The sequence below is a fragment of the Variovorax sp. GW458-11-26-14-LB1 genome, assembly GCF_059423965.1.
The window spans coordinates 21352-39576 of the sequence record NZ_JBWKYW010000063.1; the positions used below are offsets into that span (position 1 = coordinate 21352).

The window sequence follows — 18225 nt, forward strand, 5'->3', positions numbered from 1 at the left end:
GAGAAGGAATCACCCCATGTATGCCTTCACACTCGAACGGCCCGCCAGCGTGGCGGACGCGGCCCGGCTCATCGCCGCGGGCGGCAAGCCACTGGCCGGCGGACAGACCCTGCTGGCCTCGATGAAGCTGCGGCTCTCGGCGCCCGAGCAGCTCGTCGACCTCGGCGGCATCAAGGAACTCACCGGCATCAAGAAGGACGGCGGCGCGATCACCCTCGGCGCGATGTCGCGCCACCTCGACGTGGCGAACAATGCCGACGTGAAGGCCGCGTACCCCGCGCTGGCCGATCTCGCGTCGCGCATCGGCGACCGGCAGGTGCGCGCGATGGGCACCGTCGGCGGCTCGGTGGCCAACAACGACCCGGCGGCGTGCTACCCGAGCGCGGTGCTGGCCTCGGGCGCGACCATCGTCACCTCGAAGCGCGAGATTGCGGCCGACGACTTCTTCCAGGGCCTGTTCACCACGGCACTTGAAGAAGACGAACTGATCGTCGCCATCCGCTTCCCGATTCCGAAGCGCGCGGTGTACGAGAAGCTGCGCCAGAAGGCCTCGAACTTCCCGCTGGTCGGCATCTTCCTGGCGCAGTACGACAGCGGCGTGCGCGTGGCCGTCACCGGCGCGGGCAACGGCGTGTTCCGCCATGCCGGGCTCGAGGATGCGCTCAACAAGAGCTTCACCGCCGCGGCAGCTGCCGCCGTGAAGATCGACGCGAGCGACCTGAACAGCGACCTGCATGCCTCGGCCGCCTATCGCGCGAACCTGATCAGCGTGCTGACCCAGCGCGCCGTGACCAAAGCACTCGGCTGAAGCAGCCCAGCGCCGTCGCCCACCGGAAGGCGCGACACCCTCGCGTCTTCCGCTACGCTTGCCCATGATCTTCCCGACCATCGACGCCCTTTCCGACGGCTTGCGGCAGGCCGGCTACTTTGCCGACCGCCGCCTGGCCACCGCGGTGTTCCTCGCGCTCAAGTTGCAGCGCCCGCTGCTGCTCGAAGGCGAGCCCGGCGTCGGCAAGACCGAGCTGGCCAAGGCGCTGTCGATCGCCCTCAACCGCGAGCTGCTGCGCCTGCAGTGCTACGACGGCATGGAGCAGCGCGAGGCGCTCTATGAATGGAACTACGCCGCGCAGCTGCTGCACATGCGCGCGGCCGAAGCCACCGGGGCGGCACGCGACGTGGAGGCCGAGGTCTACCAGCCGCACTACCTGATCCGCCGTCCGCTGCTGCAGGCCCTGCAGACGCCGGCGCCCGGTTCGGTGCTGCTGATCGACGAGGTCGACCGCGCCGACGAGCCCTTCGAAGCCTTCCTGCTCGAGTACCTGGGCGAGTACCAGGTCAGCATTCCCGAGCTGGGCACCGTGCGCGCCGTGGTGCCGCCCGTGACCTTGCTCACCAGCAACCGCACGCGCGAACTCAACGACGCCGTGAAGCGGCGCTGCCTCTACCACTGGCTCGACTACCCCGAGCGCGAGCGCGAGCTGGCCATCGTGCGCGCGCAGGTGCCGCAGGCCGGCGAGGCGCTGTCGGCGCAGGTGGCGGCCTTTGTCGCGCGGCTGCGCTCGGCGCCGTTCGCCAACGCCTTCCAGCGCGCGCCCGGCATCGCCGAAAGCGTGGAGTGGGCGCGGGCGCTCATCGCGCTCGACACCGTCGAACTCGACCCCGAAGTGGTCGTCGACACCGCCGGCATCCTCTTCAAGCAGCGCGACGACGTGGCGGCGCTGACGCACGAGCTGGCCTCCGACCTGCTGAGGCCCGAGGAACCGCTCGCCAACTAAGCGAGGCCGAGGCACCTACATGGCCGGCATCCAGCAACTCGGCGACGTCCGCAGCGGCAAGCTGGCGGGCAACATCGCCGCCTTCGGCCGCGCACTGCGCCGCGCCGGGGTGCGCACCGACGCCATGCGCATCGCGCTCGCCACCGAGGCGGCCACGCTGGTCGGCGTGGAAGACAAGCTCGACCTGGGCGCCGCGATGGAAGCCGTGATGGTCAGCCGCGAGCAGGACCGGCTGGTGTTCCGTGAACTCTTCGATGCGTGGTTCCGCGACCCCGAGCTGGCCAACAAGCTGCTCGCCCAGATGCTGCCCAGCGCCGAAGGCAAGGCCGAACCTTCCAAGCGCCGCCCGCGCGTGCGCGAGGCGCTGAGTCCGCCGCGCGACACCGTGAAGCCCGCGGCGCCGACGAAGCCCGACGAGGAAATCAAGTTCGACGCCGCCATGACGGCCAGCGACCGCCAGCGGCTGCAGCATGCCGACTTCAACGCGCTGGGCGCGGCCGAGTACCGGCTGGTCGAGCGGCTGGCGCGCGACATCCGCTTGCCGGTGCCCGAACTGCCCGCGCGCCGACTGCGCCCGGCGGGCGATGCCGGCCGCGCGCACGCGCGCATGCACTGGCCCGGCGTGCTGCACGAGGCGGCCCGCACCGGCGGCGAGATCCTGCGCCTGCCCCGGCTGGCGCGGCGCGAGCAGCCTCTGCCGCTCCTGGTGCTGGTCGACGTGTCGGGCTCGATGGAGCGTTACGCGCGCCTGCTGCTGGCCTTTCTGCATGCCGCCACGCGGCGCGCCGGCCGGCGCGACGTGTTCGCCTTCGGCACGCGGCTGACTGACCTCACGCCGGCTTTCCGGCTGGCCGACACCGACGCCATGCTGGGGGCCGCGAGCCTGGCCATCGACGACTTCGCGGGCGGCACGCGGCTGGGCGGCTCGCTGGCCGAGCTGCGCCAGTCGCATGCGCGCCGGCTCATCGGTCGCCGCACGCTGGTGCTGGTGATCAGCGACGGCCTCGACACGGGCGAGCCCGCGCAGCTCGAGACCGAACTGCAGTGGCTCAAACGCCATTCGCGCCGGCTGCTATGGCTCAACCCGCTGCTGCGCTTCGAGGGCTACGCCCCTCTGGCGCGTGGGGCCGCCGTGCTGCACCGCCATGCGGACGCGATGCTGGCGGTCCACAATCTGAATGCACTCGAACAGCTGGCCGCCAGCCTGGCCGCGCTGATGCGCGCCAGTCGCTAGGACCGGACTCAGGAAGGAACAAAGGAAACCCACCATGGAAATGCTCGGAAACCGCCGCCTCGGCGTCACCCAACAACAGGCCTGGGACGCGCTCAACGATCCCGAGACGCTCAAGAAGTGCATCCCCGGCTGCGACAAGTTCGAGCTCACGGGCGACAACACCTACAGCGTGGCGCTGGCCGTAAAGATCGGCCCGGTGTCGGCCAAGTTCAGCGGCAAGGTGATGCTGTCGGACATCGTCGCGCCCGACGGCTACAAGCTCACCTTCGAGGGGCAGGGCGGCGTGGCGGGGTTTGCCAAGGGCTCGTCGAGCGTGTCGCTCAAGCCGGTGGCCGTGGCCGACAGCGCACCCATCGCAGAGGGCGCACCTGCTGCCGAAGCCGCCCCGGTGACTCCGACCCCTGCCGGCTGCGAACTCGACTACACCGTGCAGGCCCAGGTCGGCGGCAAGATCGCCCAGCTCGGCCAGCGCCTGATCGACGGCGCGGCCAAGTCCACCGCCGACGATTTCTTCAAGCGCTTCGAGGCCGAGATGCAAAGCCGCTACGGCCCGCCGCCTGCACCGCCCGCGGAAGCGGCGGCCGAGGCGCCCGCCGAGAAGGCCGGCGTGATGTCGGGCCTCATGAAGAAGATGGGCTTCGGCAAGAAGGACGGCGAAGACGCCGCCACCCCGGGCGACGCCGCCTGACGCACAAGGTCCTGCCATGGAAAACCTCGACGTCATGGTGCTGCGCACGCTGCGCGACTGGCGGCGTGCCGGCAAGCGCGCGCTGCTGACCACCGTGGTGCGCACCTGGGGCTCGTCGCCGCGTCCCGTGGGCTCGATCATGGCGCTGGCCGAGGACGGCGCCGTGGTCGGCTCGGTCTCGGGCGGCTGCATCGAGGACGACCTCATCGCCCGCTACAGCCACGCCCACGGCAAGGGCGAAGACGTGCCGCTGGGCGCACCGCCCGCGCTCGTCAAGTACGGCATCACGGCCGACGAGGCGCACCGCTTCGGGCTGCCCTGCGGCGGCACGCTCGAGCTGCTGCTCGAATACGCGCCCGACGCCGACGCGCTCGACACGCTGGTCGCCGAACTCGAACGCGGCAAGCTCATGCGCCGCACGGTGACGCTGGCCACCGGCGCGGTGCGGCTGGCCGAGGCGACCGCGCCCGACGAGCTCACGGTGAACGACACCGAGCTCACCAACACCTTCGGCCCCGAGTACCGCATGCTGCTGATCGGTGCCGGCCAGCTTGCCGAGTACCTGGCGACCATGGCCAAGTTCAGCGGCTTCGCCGTGACGCTGTGCGACCCGCGCGCCGAGTACCGCACCGCGTGGACGCTGTCCGGCGTGACGATCACCACCGAGATGCCCGACGACGCCGTGCTGGCCTTCCGGCCCGACCGTCGCAGCTGCGTGGTCGCGCTCACGCACGACCCCAAGCTTGACGACCTCGCGCTGCTCGAAGCGTTGCAGAGCGAGGCCTTCTACGTGGGCGCCATCGGTTCGCGTCGCAACGCCGACGCGCGGCGCGACCGCATGATCGAGCACTTCGACCAGACGGCCGAGTCGCTCGCGCGCCTGCGCGGGCCCATCGGCATCTTCATCGGCAGCAAGACGCCGCCCGAGATCGCGGTGAGCGTGATGGCGGAAATTTTGGCCGTGAAGAACGCGGTGACCTTGCCGCGCGAAGTCGAAGTGGCGCGCGCCAAGGAAATCCAGCAGCTGCAGCCCAGCTGAACTGAAGGACGGGGCGAGGCTCAGTCCACGCCCAGCAGGTCGTAGATGCGGCGCACGTACTCGCCGAACTCGGGGCTGGTCTTCACGTGCAGCTTGCGCGGCTCGGGCAGGTCGATGCGGAAGAAGTCGGCCATGCGCGCCGGCCCGGCCGTGAGCACGGCGCAGTGCGAGCCCAGGAACACCGCCTCCTGGATGCTGTGCGTGACCACGATGAAGGTCTTGCGGCTGCGCTCCCAGATGCGCAGCATCTCCAGGTTCATCTTCTCGCGCGTGAGCGCATCGAGCGCGCCGAAGGGCTCGTCCATCAGCACCAGCTTCGGGTCGTGGATGAGCGCACGCGCGATGGCCGCACGCTGCTGCATCCCGCCCGAGAGTTCGTAAGGCAGCTTGTCGGCGAAGCCCGTGAGGCCGACCATGTCGAGCAGTTCGTGCGCGCGCGCCTTGGCGGCCTTGCGGTCCAGCCCGAGGATGTCGGCGGGCAGCAGCACGTTCTCGAGAATCGTGCGCCACTTCAGCAGCAGCGGCTGCTGGAACACCATGCCGACGTCGCGGCCCGGGTTGAAGCCCGTGCCGCCGGGGCCGCCGATCTCGAGCGTGCCGCCGTCGTGGCCGTGCAGGCCCGAGAGAATCTTCAGCAACGTCGACTTGCCGCAGCCCGAGGGACCGACCAGCGAGATCATGTCGCCCGCGTGCACGTCCATCGTGACGTCGGAGACGGCGAGGAACTCCTCGTTGCGCTTGCGGTAGACCTTGCGCAGCTGCCGCATGCGGATCAGCGGCGCCTCCTGCTGCGATGCGAGCACGGCACTCATGCCAGCCACCGTGCCAGGTTGTCGCGCACGAAGGCGTCGTCGGCCAGGTCGCCGTGCTGGCGGTAGACGCGGTCGATTTCCGCCGACTGGCCCTTGCCCAAGCCTTCTTCGGGGTCGAGGCACCAGATGCCTTCGAGCAAACCCTGGCGCCGCAGCACCTCGTGGCAGCCCGCGATGCAGCCGTGGAAGTTGTTCGCCACGTCGAAGAAGGCGGCGTTGCAGTCGGTCACGCGCGAATCGAGCGCGAGCAGGGCGGGGCTCAGTGCGCCGCCGCTGGCGGCCAGCTCGGCCTTGATCTGCTGCAGCTGGTGCACCGCGCTCGACGTCCACACCGACCAGTGGCCCAGCAGGCCGCCGCGAAAGCGCACCTGCACGGGCGCGCCGTCGCGCATCGCGGCAAAGGGCAGCGCGAGGTCGAGCACGATGTGGTCGTCGTTGCCGGTGTAGAGGAACACGCGCTCCTCGGCGCGCGCATCGACCAGCCCGCGCACCACGTCGATGCTGCGGTAGCGGTTGAAGGGCGCGACCTTGATCGCCAGCGCGTTGGGAATGAGCGCGAAGCGGCGCCAGAAGTCGCTCGACAGGATCGGGCCGCCGACCACGGTCTGCAGGTAGAAGCCGATCAGCGGAATCTCCTGCGCCACCGCCTCGCAATGGGCGATGAGCGCGTCTTCCGACGACCCGGCCAGCGCCGCGAGGCTCAGCAGCCCCGCGTGATAGCCCAGCGAGACGGCGGTGCGCGCCTCGGCCTGCGCCTGCGCGGTCGGGCCGCACATCCCGGCGATCATCGCCATCGGACGGTCGTTCCAGGCCAGGCGGTCCTGCATCGCGGCCTCGAGCACGGTGGCGTACAGGCCGCGCTCACGGATCGCGAACTGCGTGGTGTGCACGCCCACCGCGAGGCCGCCCACGCCGGCATCGACGTAGTAGCGCGTGAGCGCGCGCTGGCGCTGGCGGTCGAACTGGCGGTCGGCGTCGAGCGCGAGCGGGTGCGCCGGGATGACGGTGCCTTGCGACAGCAGCGCAAGCACGTCGGCGGGAAGGTCGGAGCGGTTCAGTGGCATGGGCGAAGGTCCTCAGGCGAACTCGGGGCCGGAGATGGCGTGGATGAAGGCGGGGTGTCCGGTGGGCGGCTGCGCGCCGTCGCGCGTGGCCAGCGCCATGCGCGTGAAGCTGCGTTGGGGCGTGAAGCCGGCGGCGTGCAGCGCGGCGGTCATGGCCTTGCGGTTGTCGGGCACGTCGATGTAGATGCGGCCGTCGATGCCGCGTGCGGCCTGCGTCAGCAGCGCGGCGGCGACGGCTTCGTCAGACGACAGCAGCGGCCCGATGTGGTGCGCAGTGCGGCCCGCGCGCACGAGGCCGAAGCCCAGGCCGTTGCGCACGCAGCGACTGTCCTCGCGGCCGAGCAGGTCGGCGAGCACGGCGGGGCGTGCGAAGCCCAGCGCCTGCGCGTCGAGCGCCGCCAGGTTGTCGAGGGCTGGCTTGTCTGTGGTGAGCGATGCGGTGGCGGGCGCGGCCTCGCGCTGCCAGCGCGTGAGGCGCCACAGCGGCGTGAAGCCGAAGCTCGCATAGAGCGGCTCGCCCTGCGGCGTGGCGTCGAGCATCGCGACGAGGCCGGCGGTCTTCACCTGGTCGAGGCAGCGCGCGAACACCGCGCGGCCCAGGCCTTGACCGCGCGCGGCAGGCATCACGAGGATCATGCTGATCCACGCCACGCCTTCCATCGGCAGCACGGCGCCGCTGGCGATGAGCTGGCCTTCGCCGTCACGCACGCCATGCACCGTGCCTAGCCGCTCGAACAGCCGCCAGTCGTGAACGGTCTGGTTCCAGCCGCTCGCCGCGACCAGCGCGTCGAGCATCGGGGCGATGCCGGGCGTGATCGACGACAGGGCTTCGACGGCGGGCATGGTCATGGGCTCAGTACTTGCCGTCGCGCGATTCGAATTTGGTCGGCTTGCCGTACTGGCGCTGCTCGCGCGAGATCCAGTCAGCCACCCATCGGATCTGCTGCGCCAGCGGCACGCGCGGGTAGCCGAACAGGCGCTCGGCTTCGCCGGTGTTCATCAGCCACGCGGTCGGGGCCTCTTGCCCGCTGATCGTCACGGGCTTGTCGAACTGGCGCGCGAATTCTTCCGCGAGCCAGCGGATCGACGTGGTCTCCGGCCCGCTCACGTTGAGCGGCGAGGTCGGCACGGTGGCCGCCACGAGGCAGCGCAGCGCCTGTGCGTTCGCGTCGCCCTGCCAGATCACGTTGACGTGGCCCATGGTCACGTCGACCGGCTCGCCGCGCCACACCTTGAGCGCCACGTCGGCCAGCACGCCGTAGCGCAGGTCGATGGCGTAGCTCAGGCGGAACAGGCGGCCCGGTGTGCCGTGGCGCTGCGAGAAGTACTCGAACATGCGCTCGCGGCCCACGCACGAGTTGGCGTATTCGCCGGGCGGGTTGGGCGCGTCGCTCTCGCTCGCGCCCTGGCTGGTCACGGGCACGAAGGGGTACACGCAGGCGGTCGAGAAGGCGACGATGCGCGAGGCGTGGAAGTGCTCGGCCACCAGCGCCGGCACGTGCGCGTTCATGGCCCAGGTCAGCGGGTTGTCGGCGTCGGCGCCGAACTTGCGCCCGGCCATGAAGACCACGTTGGCGCACGGCGGCAGCGCAGCGATGGCGGCGCGGTCGAGCAGGTCGCAGGCGATGGTCTCGATGCCGTGCGCTTCGAGCGCTTCGCGCACGCCGGCTTCGCTGAAGCGGGCGACGGCGATCACGCGGCGCCCGGGCATGGCGTTCTTCGCGAGGCGGGCCAGCGTGGGGCCCATCTTGCCGCCCACGCCGAGGATCATCAGGTCGCCGTCGAGGCGGGCCATGTCGCGCACGAGGTCGCGCGAGGGCGTGGCCAGGTAGTCTTCAAGCGCGGCTTCGCTCTCGAAGCGCTCGGGAAAGGGCAGGTCGTCGAGGACAGGCGTGGAGGTCATTGGATTCTTGCGTCCTGGGTGATGAAGAGGCGCTCCAGCAGAAGCACCAGCAGATAGAGCAGCACGCCCAGGCCCGTGATGAGCAGCACGGCCATGAAGACCGCGGGCGTGTCCAGCGAGGCCTGGACCTGGATCATCAGATAGCCCAGGCCGCGTTCCGAGGCGATGAACTCGCCCACCACCGCGCCCGCCACGGCGAGGATGGTGGCGACCTTCATGCCCGAGAACACGTACGGCAGCGAGCCCGGCAGCTGGATGTAGCGAAACAGCTGCCAGCGCGAGCCCTTGAGCGCGCGCACGAGGTCGAGCAGCTCGGGCTCGGTCTCGTTCAGGCCGCGGATGGTGGTCAGCAGGATGGGGAAGAAGCACAGGCTGAAGGTGATGAGGATGTTCGGCCCGATGCCGTAGCTGAACCACACGATCACCAGCGGCCCCATCGCCACCTTCGGAATCATGTTGAGCGTGACCAGCAGCGGGAACACCAGCAGCATCAGCCGCTTGCTGGTGATGAAGAGCAGCGCGCAAAGAATGCCGAGCACCAGCCCCAGCGCGTAGCCGCCGAACACTTCGAGCGCGGTGACGCCGGTGTTCTTGAGCCAGCTGTAGTTCGGGTTGGCCAGCGTGGCCAGCACCTTCGAGGGCGCCGGCAGGATGAAGGGCTGGATCGCGAAGACCCGCACCGCGAGCTCCCACAGCACGATGCCCGCCAGGTGCACCGCGACCACGAGGGACCAGCGCTGCCATTCGGGGCGCTCGCCCGATAGGGGCGTGGAAGCGAGGGGCGCCAGCGCGCCGTCGGGTGCCGTCATGTCTGTTCCTGGGTCAGGGAAGAAGCAATGCGGCGAATCATAGGAGTCGCCATGACTCGAGTCAACCAACTAGTTGATAATTTTCATGCGGCGGCCTTGTCGGGGCGCAAGGCGTTGAGCGCGAACTCGATCACGTGCCGGCGCCGCTGCAGCAGCGCGCCGCGTGCATCGAGCGGCTTGCCGAAGATGGCCGACAGCGTGTGGTTGTTGGAGAAGAAGAAGTACGAGATGCCGGCGATCGAGATGTAGAGGTTGATCGCATCGAAGTCGGGCCGGAACACACCGGCCGCCACGCCGCGCTCGAGCGTGGCTTCGAGCATCTCGATGAAGGGCGAGTGCATCTTCTGCAGCCGCTCCGACTCGCGCAGGTGCGCGCCGTGGTTGCGGTTCTCGTCGGCCAGCAGCGCGATGAACTCGGGGTGCTCGGCCAGGTAGTCGAACGAGAAGGCCACCAGCTGCTTCATGGCCTCGAGCGGCTCGAGCGCGTCGAGCGTGAGCTTCTGTTCCTTCTCGCGGATCTCGGCATAGACCGATTCGAGCGCGACCAGGTACAGCCCCTGCTTGCTGTCGAAGTAGTGGTACACGAGCTGCTTGTTGACCCCGGCGTTGGCGGCGATCTCGTCGACGCGCGCGCCTGCGAAGCCCTTGGTGGCGAACTCGGCCACCGCGGCGGCGATGAGGGCCTGCTTGGCGGCGACGGGGTCGCGCTCGCGTTTCGTGGCGACGGCGGTGCGGGCGGGCTTGGTGGCGGTCATGGTGTTTTTGATTCTCCCGGCAGGGGCAACGCAGTCTGGATGATCTGGATTGCCTGTCAACCAAACAGTTGGTAATATGAATTTCAGGACTTGTTTTTACCTTCTTTTGGAGTGTTCCGCATGAAAAAGCTGTTGTCGGCCGCCGGCGCCACCGCCTTGCTCATGGCCTCGGCCCCTGCCGCGTTCGCGGCCGATGCCATGAGCCTGATGCTCAACTGGACACCCACGGCCGATCATGCGCCGATCTATTTCGCGAAGGCCAAGGGCTGGTACACCGAAGCGGGTATCGACCTGACCATCGAGGCCGGCAAGGGCTCGGCCGTGTCGGCGCAGCGCGTGGGCACCGGCGGCAGCGACCTGGGCATTTCCGACCTGCCCACCACGATCCAGGCCAAGGGCAAGGGCGCCGACGTGAAGGCCGTGATGGTCATCTACGCCAACAGCCCGCAGGGCTTCTACTGGCTCAAGTCGTCGGGCATCAACGGGCCCAAGGACTTCGCGGGCCGCAAGATCGGCAACCCGCCCGGCGACGCCGCGCGCCTCATGTGGCCGGCCTTCGCCAAGAAGGTGGGGCTCGACCCGGCCAGCGTGACCTTCGTCAACGTGAGCCCGCAGGCCAAGGTGGCGGCGCTGAAGAGCATGTCGGTCGACATCATCAGCGACTTCTACAACGAGCACGACCTGAAGGCGCGCGAGTTCGGCGCCGACCTGGGCTTCCAGCCGTGGCGCGACGCGGGCGTGAACGTGTACGGCAACTCGCTGATCGTGAATGGCCCGTACCTCGCGAAGAACCCCGGCCAGGTGAAGAAGTTCGTGGCCGTGACGCAGCGCGCCTACGACGCCTGCGTGAAGAGCTTCGAGCCCTGCCTGCAGGCGCTGCAGGCCAGCGTGAGCGGCCTCACGCCCGACAACCAGCGCGACCAGTGGAATCGCATCAAGCAGCTGATGCGCGACGACACCACCACCAAGGTGGCGCTCGGCGCCTTCGACGGTGCGCGCGTGAAGGCCGACTACGAGCTCGTGTCTTCGTTGATCGGCATCGACAAGGCCTACGACCCGGCGACGCTGTTCACCAACGAGTTCCTCGACAAGGGCGTGCGCATGGCGCCCAACTGATGGGAAGAAGCCGCTTCAGCGCGACTCGGAGGAAGGCGGCACCTTCGTGTTGCCCTTCTGCCGTTCGCGGAAGAGGGCAGCACGCATCAGGAAGATGGTGGTGATCGGCGCCGTCAGCACGATGAACAGCACGATCAGCACCGCGTGCAGGAACAGGCTGAAACCTTGCACCGAGAAGTAGGCGATGGTGGCCACCGTCAGGCACCAGGCGCCCACCGTGGCGCCCAGCGTGGGCGCATGGATGCGGCGGAAGAAGGTGGGCATGCGCACCAGGCCGAAGGAGCCGATGGCCGCGAAGGCCGCGCCGAGCACCGCGAACACGGCGGTGATGATCTCGGCCCAAAGAGGAAGTGCGGTGGCGCTCATTCGATGACCTCCCCGCGCAGCAGAAATTTGGCGATCGAGGTCGACCCCACGAAGCCGAACAGCGCCACCAGCATCGCCGCCTCGAAGTACACGCTGCTCGCGTAGTTGATGCCGAGCACCAGCATCATCAGCATGCCGTTGATGTAGAGGCAGTCGAGCGCCATCACGCGGTCCTGCGCGGACGGGCCGGCCAGCAGGCGAAAGAGCGCGCACAGCATCGCCACGGCCAGCAGGAAGAGCGCGGCCTTCAGGGCCCAGAAGAGAACAGGCGTCATGATTCGAAAATCTCCATCAGCGGACGTTCGTAGCGGGTCTTGATCAGGGCGATGAAGGCCGCCTCGTCCTCGAGGTCGAACACGTGGATCAGCAGCGTGGTGCGGTCGAACGACACCTCGCCCCAGGCCGTGCCGGGCGTGAGGCACATGATCATCGCGAGCACGGCGAGGCCGTTGGGGTCGCGCATGTCCAGCGGAATCTGCACGAAGCGCGCCGAGATGTCGGCGGTGCGGCGTGTGAGCAGCAGCCGCGCCACGTCGTACGCCGACTTCAGCATGTCGAAGGTGACCAGAAACGACAGCCGCAGCGCCACGCCGGGCCGGCGCATGCGCACGGTGGCGGGGCGCAGGCCCTTGGTGATCAGCGGCACGGCAATGGCCAGCAGCGCGGCCGACAGCAGCGTGGCCGCTTCGAGCGATTGGTTGAGCAGCAGCCAGATGACGAACAGCGCGAACGACAGCGGTGGGGAAGGCATCAAGCGCTTCATGGCTTGGCCTCCTCTTTCTTCGCGGGCACCGGGTTGGGCTTCTGCTTCGCGCCGAGCACGGCTTCGCGGTATGCGGTGGGCGTGCGCAGGCCGCCCGCGGTGGCTTGCGCGTGCTGCATCACGGGTTCGGCCCAGACCGTCAGCGCGACGCAGGCCGCGAGCAGGGCGGCCACCGGCAGCACCTCGAGCGCGGGCAGCGAGGGCATGGTGGCGTGGGGCTGCGTCCAGAAATGGCGGATGCCGGTGCGGCTCAGCGCAATCAGCGAGAGAAAGCCCGCGACGATCAGCAGCCCGAAGAAGGTCCAGCCGGCCGTGGTGACGACCTTGGCGTCGAGCAGGCCCGAGAGCATCGCGAACTTGCCGACAAAGCCCGACAGCGGCGGCAGGCCCGCCAGCAGCAGCGTGCACAGCATGAAGCTCAGGCCCAGGAAGGCCACGCCCGCCGGAATGGCGCGGCCGTAGAGCGCCTGGGCATCGTCGTCGAGGTTCACGTCGTCGAGCGCGCGCAGGTCTTCGGCCAGGAAGGGCGCGTTGCCCGCCGCCTCGTGCGGCGCGACGCTCATGCCCGCGTTGCGCCAGCGCTCGATCATGTCGATCAGCAGGAAGAAGGCCGCCACCGCGAGCGTGGAGCTCAGCATGTAGTACAGCGCGCCCGCCCACACGGCGGGGTCGCCCAGCCCCACGGCGGCCAGCAGCGTGCCCGCCGACACCAGCACGCTGAAGCCCGCGAGGTTCGACAGCCGCTGCGTGCCGACGATGCCGATGGCGCCCACGAACAGCGTCGCCAGCCCCACGCCCACCAGCGCGGCCTGCCCGAAGGCGGCCGAGGCGCCGGTGTCGGGCGCGAACAGCACGGTCCACAGGCGCAGCACGGTGTACACGCCGAGCTTGGTGAGCAGTGCAAACACCGCGCCCACCGGCGACACGGCCGCGCTGTAGGCCGGCACCAGCCAGAAGTTCAGCGGCCACGCGCCCGCCTTGGCGAAGAACGCGGTGGCCAGGATGGCCGCGGCCGCGTGCACCAGGCCGCGGTCGCCCGGCGCGAGCTCGGCGATGCGCGCGCCCAGGTCGGCCATGTTGAGCGTGCCGGTCACGCCGTACAGGATGGCTGCGCCGATCAGGAACAGCGACGAGGCCGCGAGGTTGATCGCGATGTAGTGCAGCCCGGCGCGCACGCGCAGCCGGCCCGAGCCGTGCAGCAGCAGGCCGTACGAGGCGGCGAGCATCACCTCGAAGAACACGAACAGGTTGAACAGGTCGCCCGTGAGGAAGGCGCCGTTCAGGCCCATGAGCTGCAGCTGCAGCAGCGGATGAAAGTGCACGCCCGCGCGGTCCCAGCGCGAGGTGGAATAGATCGAGGCCGCGAAGGCCACCACGCCCGTGAGCGCGACCATCATGGTCGAGAGCCGGTCGGCCACCAGCGTGATGCCGAAGGGCGCGCGCCAGTTGCCCGGCAGGTACACGCCGATGGAGCCCGGGCCGCCGCCGGTGTCGGCCGCGTTCACCCAGCGCAGCAGCGCCAGCGCGGCCAGCAGGCCGACCAGGCCCGAGACCACGCTGAGGAACGACTTGGTGCGCCGGTGGTTCTCGTTCATCAGCAGCATCAGCGCCGCCGTGAGCATGGGCACGAGGATGGGCACCGCCACCAGGTGCGGCATGCTGAACTCGAGGAAGCGGTCGAGCAGGTGAAGCACGTCGTTCATTCCACGGCCTCCCGCTCTTCACCGTCCACGTGGTCGGTGCCCGACAGGCCGCGCGAGGCGAGCATCACGACGAGGAACAGGGCGGTCATCGCAAAGCCGATCACGATCGCCGTGAGCACCAGCGCCTGCGGCATCGGGTCGGCCGTGTTGGCCAGCGTGGCCTTGAAGCCTTCGACCAGCACCGGCTCGCTGTCGACCTTGAGCCGACCCATGCTGAAGATGAACAGGTTGACCGCGTACGAGATGAGCGTCAGGCCCATGATGACCTGGAAGGTGCGCGGGCGCAGCAGCAGGTACACGCCCGACCCCGTGAGCACGCCGATGGCGATGGCCAGCACGATTTCCATCAGCGGGCCCCTCCGGTGGCGGCGGCCGCTTCTTCGGCTTCGGCGGCCGCGCGGGCCTGCGCTTCTTTCTCTTCTTGCTCGTCGGCCCAGCGGTGGCTTCGGATGGACTGGTGGGCCAGCGCGGTCAGGATCAGCATGGTGGCGCCGAGCACCAGCGCGAACACGCCGATGTCGAAGAAGAGGGCACTGGGCACGTGCATGTCGCCCAGCAGCGGCACGTGCACGTGCGCGGTGTGCGTGGTGAGGAAGGGGTAGCCGAACACGATCGCGCCGCCGCCGGTGGCCAGCGCGAACAGCAGGCCGATGGCGATCCAGCGGCGCGGGTAGATGCGCAGGTGCTCTTCCACCCACTCGGTGCCCGAGACGATGAACTGCAGCACCAGCGCCACCGACATCACCAGCCCCGCGACGAAGCCGCCGCCGGGCGCGTTGTGGCCGCGCATGAAGAAGTACACCGACACCAGCACGGCCACGGGCAGCACGAGGCGCACCAGCACGGCCGGCACCATCAGGTAGCCGATGGCGGAGTCGGTGGCGCGGCGCGGGTTCAGCAGGTCGCTGCTGCCGTCGTCGACCTGCAGCCGCTGCTGGATCGGCAACGCCATCGATTCGATGGCCGGGCGGAAGCGCCGCAGCAGCGCATACACGGTGAGCGCCACGATGCCCAGCACCGTGATCTCGCCGAAGGTGTCGAAGCCGCGGAAGTCGACCAGCATCACGTTGACCACGTTGGTGCCGCCGCCTTCGGTGAGCGCGCGTTCGAGGAAGAACGGCGAGATGCTCTGCGGGAAGGTGCGCGTCATCATCGCCCAGGCCAGTGCCGCCATGCCGCAGCCGGCGATGGTGGCCACCAGCAGGTCGCGCCCGCGTCGACCCCAGGGGCGCAGCCGCATGCGCGCGGGCTGCACCACGTCCTTGCTGCGCATCGGCAGCCAGCGCAGGCCCAGCAGGATGAGCACCGTGGTCACGGCCTCGACCACCAGCTGCGTCAGCGCCAGGTCGGGCGCCGAGAACCAGATGTAGGTGACGCACGAGACCAGCCCGGCGCCCGCGGCCAGCATCAGCGCCGCGAGCCGGTGGAACTTGGCCTGCCACGCGGCGGCCACGGCGCAGGTGCAACCGATGAGCCAGGTCATCGCGAACATCGGCGAGAAGGGCAGCAGCTCGCGCGTGCCGCGATCGGCCGGCGTGGTCCACAACGAGGCCGCGGCGCCGGCCACGGCCACCACCACCAGCCACAGCAGCTGCCATTGCAGGCGGCGCGTGCCGAAGAGGCGGCGGCTGCGCCGGCCGGCTTCGCTCAGCAGCGCGATCAGGTGTTCGAAGATGAGCTGCCCGTCGAAGCGGTGCAGCAGCGGCGTGTGCTCCAGGCGCCCGCTGCCCAGCGGGCGGCGCAGCAGCAGGTAGAGCACGGCGCCGCCTGCCAGCGCGACGAAGCTCATCATCAGCGGCAGGTTGAAGCCGTGCCACACGGCCAGGCTGTAGACGGGCAGCGTGCCGCCGACCACCGGCGTGGCCGCGGCCGCGAGCATCGGGCCGACCGACCAGGCCGGCGCCACGCCCACCACCAGGCACACCAGCACCAGCAGCTCGACCGGCACGCGCATCCAGTGCGGCGGCTCGTGCGGCGGCTTGGGCACGTCGGGGCCGCAGGGCGGGCCGAAGAACACGTCGAACACGAAGCGCGCCGAGTACGCCACGCTGAAGATGCCCGCGAGGGTGGCGATGACCGGCAGGCTGAGGTCGATCCATGGCGTGGCCTGGATGAAGACCGTCTCGGCGAAGAACATTTCCTTCGAGAGAAAGCCGTTGAGCAGCGGCACGCCGGCCATCGAGGCGCTGGCGATGATGGCCAGCGTGCCGGTGATGGGCATCAGCCGCATCAGGCCGCTGAGCTTGCGGATGTCGCGCGTGCCGGTCTCGTGGTCGATGATGCCGGCCGCCATGAACAGCGAGGCCTTGAAGGTCGCGTGGTTCATGACGTGGAAGACGGCCGCCACCGCCGCCAGCGGGCTGTTCAGGCCCAGCAGCAGCGTGATGAGGCCCAGGTGCGAGATGGTCGAGTAGGCCAGCAGCGCCTTCAGGTCGCGCTGGAACATGGCCGCGAAGCCGCCCAGCAGCAGCGTGATCGCACCCGCGCCGCCGACCATCCAGAACCACTGCTCGGTGCCCGAGAGCACGGGCCACAGCCGCGCCATGAGGAACACGCCCAGCTTCACCATGGTGGCCGAGTGCAGGTAGGCCGAGACCGGCGTGGGCGCGGCCATGGCGCGCGGCAGCCAGAAGTGGAACGGGAACTGCGCGCTCTTGGTGAACGCGCCGAGCAGGATCAGCACCAGCGCCACCGGGTACAGCGCATGCGCGCGGATGATGTCGCCCGAGGCCAGCACGATGTCGAGCTCGTAGCTGCCGACGATGCGGCCCAGCACGAGCACGCCGGCCAAGAGGCACAGCCCGCCCGCGCCGGTGACGGTGAGCGCCATGCGCGCGCCGCGCCGCGCGTCGCGCCGGTGGTGCCAGTAGCCGATGAGCAGGAAGGAGAACAGGCTGGTGAGCTCCCAGAACAGCACCATCTGGATCAGGTTGCCCGAGAGCACCACGCCCATCATCGCGCCCATGAACGCGAGGAAGAACGAGAAGAAGCGCGGCACCGGGTCGGAGGCCGACATGTAGTAGCGCGCATAGAGCACCACCAGCGCGCCGATGCCCAGCACCAGCATGCAGAACAGCCACGCGAAGCCGTCGAGGCGGAACACGAGGTTCAGGCCGAGGGCGGGCAGCCACTCGATCTCCTGGCGCAGCACGTTGCCGTGCGCGATCTGCGGAAAGAGCCAGGCGACCTGGATCGCGCAGCCCAATGCGACGAGCCCTGCAAGGGTCGACTCCCGGTTGCGCGCGTTGGACGGCATCAACGCGGCCAGCACGCTGGCAAGAAAGGGGAGTGCGACGAGAAGGGCGAGGGGCATCGGGGGTCGATTCTATCGACCGACCCTCTGGAGAGCCCCTGTCTATAACCGCAGGAGCACGGGCAGTTTTTTCGCTGTCACGAAGCCAGCACGAGCTGCACGCTGCGAATGCCCAGCCAGGTCAGCACCAGCGAGCCGCACAGGTGCAGCAGGCCGGTGCCCAGCGCCAGCAAGGGGCGTCCGCCGAGCAGCAGCGCGACCACTTCGGCCGAGAAGCTCGAGAAGGTCGTGAGCCCGCCGAGGAAACCGGTGATGAGCAGCAGCCGCCACACCGGGTCGAGCTGCGGCAGCGCCTGGAACACGGCCACGGCCACGCCGACGAGGTAGCCGCCGACGAGGTTGGCGGCCAGCGTGCCGTAGGGCACGGGGCCGCCGGTGTTGAGCCACAGGCCCAGGCCCCAGCGGGCGAGGGCGCCGCACGAGGCGCCCACGCAGATCGCTAGAACCGGCAATAGAGGAGGCATCCGTTCCCTTGTCGTCGTCGCACTGTCATTTCTCCTTGCCCATCACCAGGTCGGGCAGGATCGTGACGATACCCGGGAACAGCGTGATCAGCGCGATGCACAGCACGAGGCAGAAGAAGAACGGAATGGCCGCCCGGGCGATCACGTTGCTGTCTTTTCCGGTCATGTTCTGCAGCACGAACAGGTTGAAGCCCACCGGCGGCGTGACCTCGGCGATCTCGACCAGCAGCACCACGAAGATGCCGAACCAGACCAGGTCGAAGCCCGCCTTCTGGATCATCGGCAGCACCACCGCGCTGGTCAGCACGATCATCGAGATGCCGTCCAGCGCCGTGCCCAGCACCAGGTACACCACCACCAGCGCACCGATCAATGCATAGGGCGACAGATGCATGCTGTCGACCCACTCGGCCAGCTCGCG

20 protein-coding genes are annotated in these 18225 nt (G+C 69.3%); 6 read left to right on the top strand and 14 right to left on the bottom strand.

The genetic code is table 11. From position 1 onward, the window contains the following. Positions 1-16: 16 nt before the first annotated feature. The 5 genes from AC07YS_RS28480 to AC07YS_RS28500 all read left to right on the top strand — a co-directional run bounded on the left by AC07YS_RS28480 (position 17) and on the right by AC07YS_RS28500 (position 4736). Positions 17-808, top strand: a complete 792-nt coding sequence (locus tag AC07YS_RS28480; protein ID WP_159274620.1) for an FAD binding domain-containing protein — start codon at positions 17-19, stop codon at positions 806-808. Positions 809-872: 64 nt separating this feature from the next. Beyond that, the gene (locus AC07YS_RS28485; protein WP_495269403.1) at positions 873-1775 is read left to right on the top strand and encodes an AAA family ATPase; all 903 of its coding nucleotides are present in this window, start codon (positions 873-875) and stop codon (positions 1773-1775) included. 19 nt (positions 1776-1794) lie between these two features. Then, positions 1795-3009 (top strand): vWA domain-containing protein, encoded by a 1215-nt coding sequence (locus AC07YS_RS28490; RefSeq protein WP_159277857.1) that lies wholly within the window; start codon positions 1795-1797, stop codon positions 3007-3009. 34 nt (positions 3010-3043) lie between these two features. Beyond that, a complete protein-coding gene (locus tag AC07YS_RS28495) occupies positions 3044-3697 on the top strand; it encodes an SRPBCC family protein (protein ID WP_495269402.1) in 654 nt (217 codons plus the stop codon). A 16-nt stretch (positions 3698-3713) separates the two neighbouring features. Further along, positions 3714-4736, top strand: a complete 1023-nt coding sequence (locus AC07YS_RS28500; protein ID WP_159277855.1) for an XdhC family protein — start codon at positions 3714-3716, stop codon at positions 4734-4736. Between the two features lie 20 nt (positions 4737-4756). Here AC07YS_RS28500 and AC07YS_RS28505 read toward each other — a convergent pair whose 3' ends face one another. The 6 genes from AC07YS_RS28505 to AC07YS_RS28530 form a co-directional block, all read right to left on the bottom strand. After that, positions 4757-5548 (bottom strand): ABC transporter ATP-binding protein, encoded by a 792-nt coding sequence (locus AC07YS_RS28505; protein WP_495269401.1) that lies wholly within the window; start codon positions 5546-5548, stop codon positions 4757-4759. After that, positions 5545-6612, bottom strand: a complete 1068-nt coding sequence (locus AC07YS_RS28510; RefSeq protein WP_495269400.1) for a dihydrodipicolinate synthase family protein — start codon at positions 6610-6612, stop codon at positions 5545-5547. The genes AC07YS_RS28505 and AC07YS_RS28510 overlap by 4 nt, the downstream gene beginning before the upstream one ends. A gap of 12 nt (positions 6613-6624) precedes the next feature. After that, the gene (locus AC07YS_RS28515) at positions 6625-7461 is read right to left on the bottom strand and encodes a GNAT family N-acetyltransferase (protein WP_495273695.1); all 837 of its coding nucleotides are present in this window, start codon (positions 7459-7461) and stop codon (positions 6625-6627) included. 4 nt (positions 7462-7465) lie between these two features. Continuing rightward, complete coding sequence (locus tag AC07YS_RS28520) at positions 7466-8515, bottom strand: NAD-dependent epimerase/dehydratase family protein (RefSeq protein WP_495269398.1); 1050 nt, start codon at positions 8513-8515, stop codon at positions 7466-7468. Next, the gene (locus AC07YS_RS28525) at positions 8512-9324 is read right to left on the bottom strand and encodes an ABC transporter permease (RefSeq protein ID WP_062468702.1); all 813 of its coding nucleotides are present in this window, start codon (positions 9322-9324) and stop codon (positions 8512-8514) included. The genes AC07YS_RS28520 and AC07YS_RS28525 overlap by 4 nt, the downstream gene beginning before the upstream one ends. 83 nt (positions 9325-9407) lie before the next feature. Further along, positions 9408-10079, bottom strand: coding sequence for a TetR family transcriptional regulator (locus AC07YS_RS28530; protein ID WP_495269397.1), 672 nt, complete (start codon positions 10077-10079; stop codon positions 9408-9410). A gap of 120 nt (positions 10080-10199) precedes the next feature. On the opposite strand from AC07YS_RS28530, the gene AC07YS_RS28535 reads away from it, so the two are divergent. Next, positions 10200-11195: an ABC transporter substrate-binding protein gene (locus AC07YS_RS28535; RefSeq protein ID WP_495269396.1), complete on the top strand. Its 996-nt coding sequence runs from the start codon at positions 10200-10202 to the stop codon at positions 11193-11195. A gap of 15 nt (positions 11196-11210) precedes the next feature. Here AC07YS_RS28535 and mnhG read toward each other — a convergent pair whose 3' ends face one another. The 8 genes from mnhG to AC07YS_RS28575 form a co-directional block, all read right to left on the bottom strand. Continuing rightward, a complete protein-coding gene (gene mnhG, locus AC07YS_RS28540) occupies positions 11211-11561 on the bottom strand; it encodes a monovalent cation/H(+) antiporter subunit G (protein ID WP_062468694.1) in 351 nt (116 codons plus the stop codon). After that, positions 11558-11836, bottom strand: a complete 279-nt coding sequence (locus tag AC07YS_RS28545; RefSeq protein ID WP_062468691.1) for a K+/H+ antiporter subunit F — start codon at positions 11834-11836, stop codon at positions 11558-11560. The genes mnhG and AC07YS_RS28545 overlap by 4 nt, the downstream gene beginning before the upstream one ends. Beyond that, positions 11833-12324: a Na+/H+ antiporter subunit E gene (locus tag AC07YS_RS28550; protein ID WP_062468688.1), complete on the bottom strand. Its 492-nt coding sequence runs from the start codon at positions 12322-12324 to the stop codon at positions 11833-11835. The genes AC07YS_RS28545 and AC07YS_RS28550 overlap by 4 nt, the downstream gene beginning before the upstream one ends. Then, positions 12321-14027: a monovalent cation/H+ antiporter subunit D gene (locus AC07YS_RS28555; protein WP_495269395.1), complete on the bottom strand. Its 1707-nt coding sequence runs from the start codon at positions 14025-14027 to the stop codon at positions 12321-12323. Before AC07YS_RS28555 ends, AC07YS_RS28550 begins: the two co-directional genes overlap by 4 nt. Then, complete coding sequence (locus AC07YS_RS28560) at positions 14024-14374, bottom strand: Na+/H+ antiporter subunit C (protein WP_056582686.1); 351 nt, start codon at positions 14372-14374, stop codon at positions 14024-14026. Before AC07YS_RS28560 ends, AC07YS_RS28555 begins: the two co-directional genes overlap by 4 nt. Next, on the bottom strand, positions 14374-17340 hold the full coding sequence (locus AC07YS_RS28565; RefSeq protein WP_070063998.1) for a monovalent cation/H+ antiporter subunit A: 2967 nt from the start codon (positions 17338-17340) through the stop codon (positions 14374-14376). Before AC07YS_RS28565 ends, AC07YS_RS28560 begins: the two co-directional genes overlap by 1 nt. A 77-nt stretch (positions 17341-17417) precedes the next feature. Continuing rightward, positions 17418-17804, bottom strand: coding sequence for a fluoride efflux transporter CrcB (gene crcB / locus AC07YS_RS28570; protein WP_062468679.1), 387 nt, complete (start codon positions 17802-17804; stop codon positions 17418-17420). 25 nt (positions 17805-17829) lie between these two features. After that, positions 17830-18225 (bottom strand): TRAP transporter large permease subunit (locus tag AC07YS_RS28575; protein WP_495269394.1); only part of this gene is annotated, 396 nt, incomplete at its 5' end.

Bases quoted from the DNA above. Each gene is read 5' to 3' on its own strand.
- AC07YS_RS28530 (WP_495269397.1), bottom strand. From the start codon at position 10,079: ATGACCGCCACCAAGCCCGCCCGCACCGCCGTCGCCACGAAACGCGAG.
- AC07YS_RS28505 (WP_495269401.1), bottom strand. From the start codon at position 5,548: ATGAGTGCCGTGCTCGCATCGCAGCAGGAGGCGCCGCTGATCCGCATG.
- AC07YS_RS28520 (WP_495269398.1), bottom strand. From the start codon at position 8,515: ATGACCTCCACGCCTGTCCTCGACGACCTGCCCTTTCCCGAGCGCTTC.
- AC07YS_RS28485 (WP_495269403.1), top strand. From the start codon at position 873: ATGATCTTCCCGACCATCGACGCCCTTTCCGACGGCTTGCGGCAGGCC.
- AC07YS_RS28510 (WP_495269400.1), bottom strand. From the start codon at position 6,612: ATGCCACTGAACCGCTCCGACCTTCCCGCCGACGTGCTTGCGCTGCTG.
- AC07YS_RS28500 (WP_159277855.1), top strand. From the start codon at position 3,714: ATGGAAAACCTCGACGTCATGGTGCTGCGCACGCTGCGCGACTGGCGG.
- AC07YS_RS28545 (WP_062468691.1), bottom strand. From the start codon at position 11,836: ATGACGCCTGTTCTCTTCTGGGCCCTGAAGGCCGCGCTCTTCCTGCTG.
- AC07YS_RS28535 (WP_495269396.1), top strand. From the start codon at position 10,200: ATGAAAAAGCTGTTGTCGGCCGCCGGCGCCACCGCCTTGCTCATGGCC.
- AC07YS_RS28490 (WP_159277857.1), top strand. From the start codon at position 1,795: ATGGCCGGCATCCAGCAACTCGGCGACGTCCGCAGCGGCAAGCTGGCG.
- AC07YS_RS28480 (WP_159274620.1), top strand. From the start codon at position 17: ATGTATGCCTTCACACTCGAACGGCCCGCCAGCGTGGCGGACGCGGCC.
- AC07YS_RS28555 (WP_495269395.1), bottom strand. From the start codon at position 14,027: ATGAACGACGTGCTTCACCTGCTCGACCGCTTCCTCGAGTTCAGCATG.
- AC07YS_RS28565 (WP_070063998.1), bottom strand. From the start codon at position 17,340: ATGCCCCTCGCCCTTCTCGTCGCACTCCCCTTTCTTGCCAGCGTGCTG.
- AC07YS_RS28550 (WP_062468688.1), bottom strand. From the start codon at position 12,324: ATGAAGCGCTTGATGCCTTCCCCACCGCTGTCGTTCGCGCTGTTCGTC.
- crcB (WP_062468679.1), bottom strand. From the start codon at position 17,804: ATGCCTCCTCTATTGCCGGTTCTAGCGATCTGCGTGGGCGCCTCGTGC.
- AC07YS_RS28525 (WP_062468702.1), bottom strand. From the start codon at position 9,324: ATGACGGCACCCGACGGCGCGCTGGCGCCCCTCGCTTCCACGCCCCTA.
- AC07YS_RS28495 (WP_495269402.1), top strand. From the start codon at position 3,044: ATGGAAATGCTCGGAAACCGCCGCCTCGGCGTCACCCAACAACAGGCC.
- AC07YS_RS28515 (WP_495273695.1), bottom strand. From the start codon at position 7,461: ATGACCATGCCCGCCGTCGAAGCCCTGTCGTCGATCACGCCCGGCATC.
- AC07YS_RS28560 (WP_056582686.1), bottom strand. From the start codon at position 14,374: ATGGAAATCGTGCTGGCCATCGCCATCGGCGTGCTCACGGGGTCGGGC.
- mnhG (WP_062468694.1), bottom strand. From the start codon at position 11,561: ATGAGCGCCACCGCACTTCCTCTTTGGGCCGAGATCATCACCGCCGTG.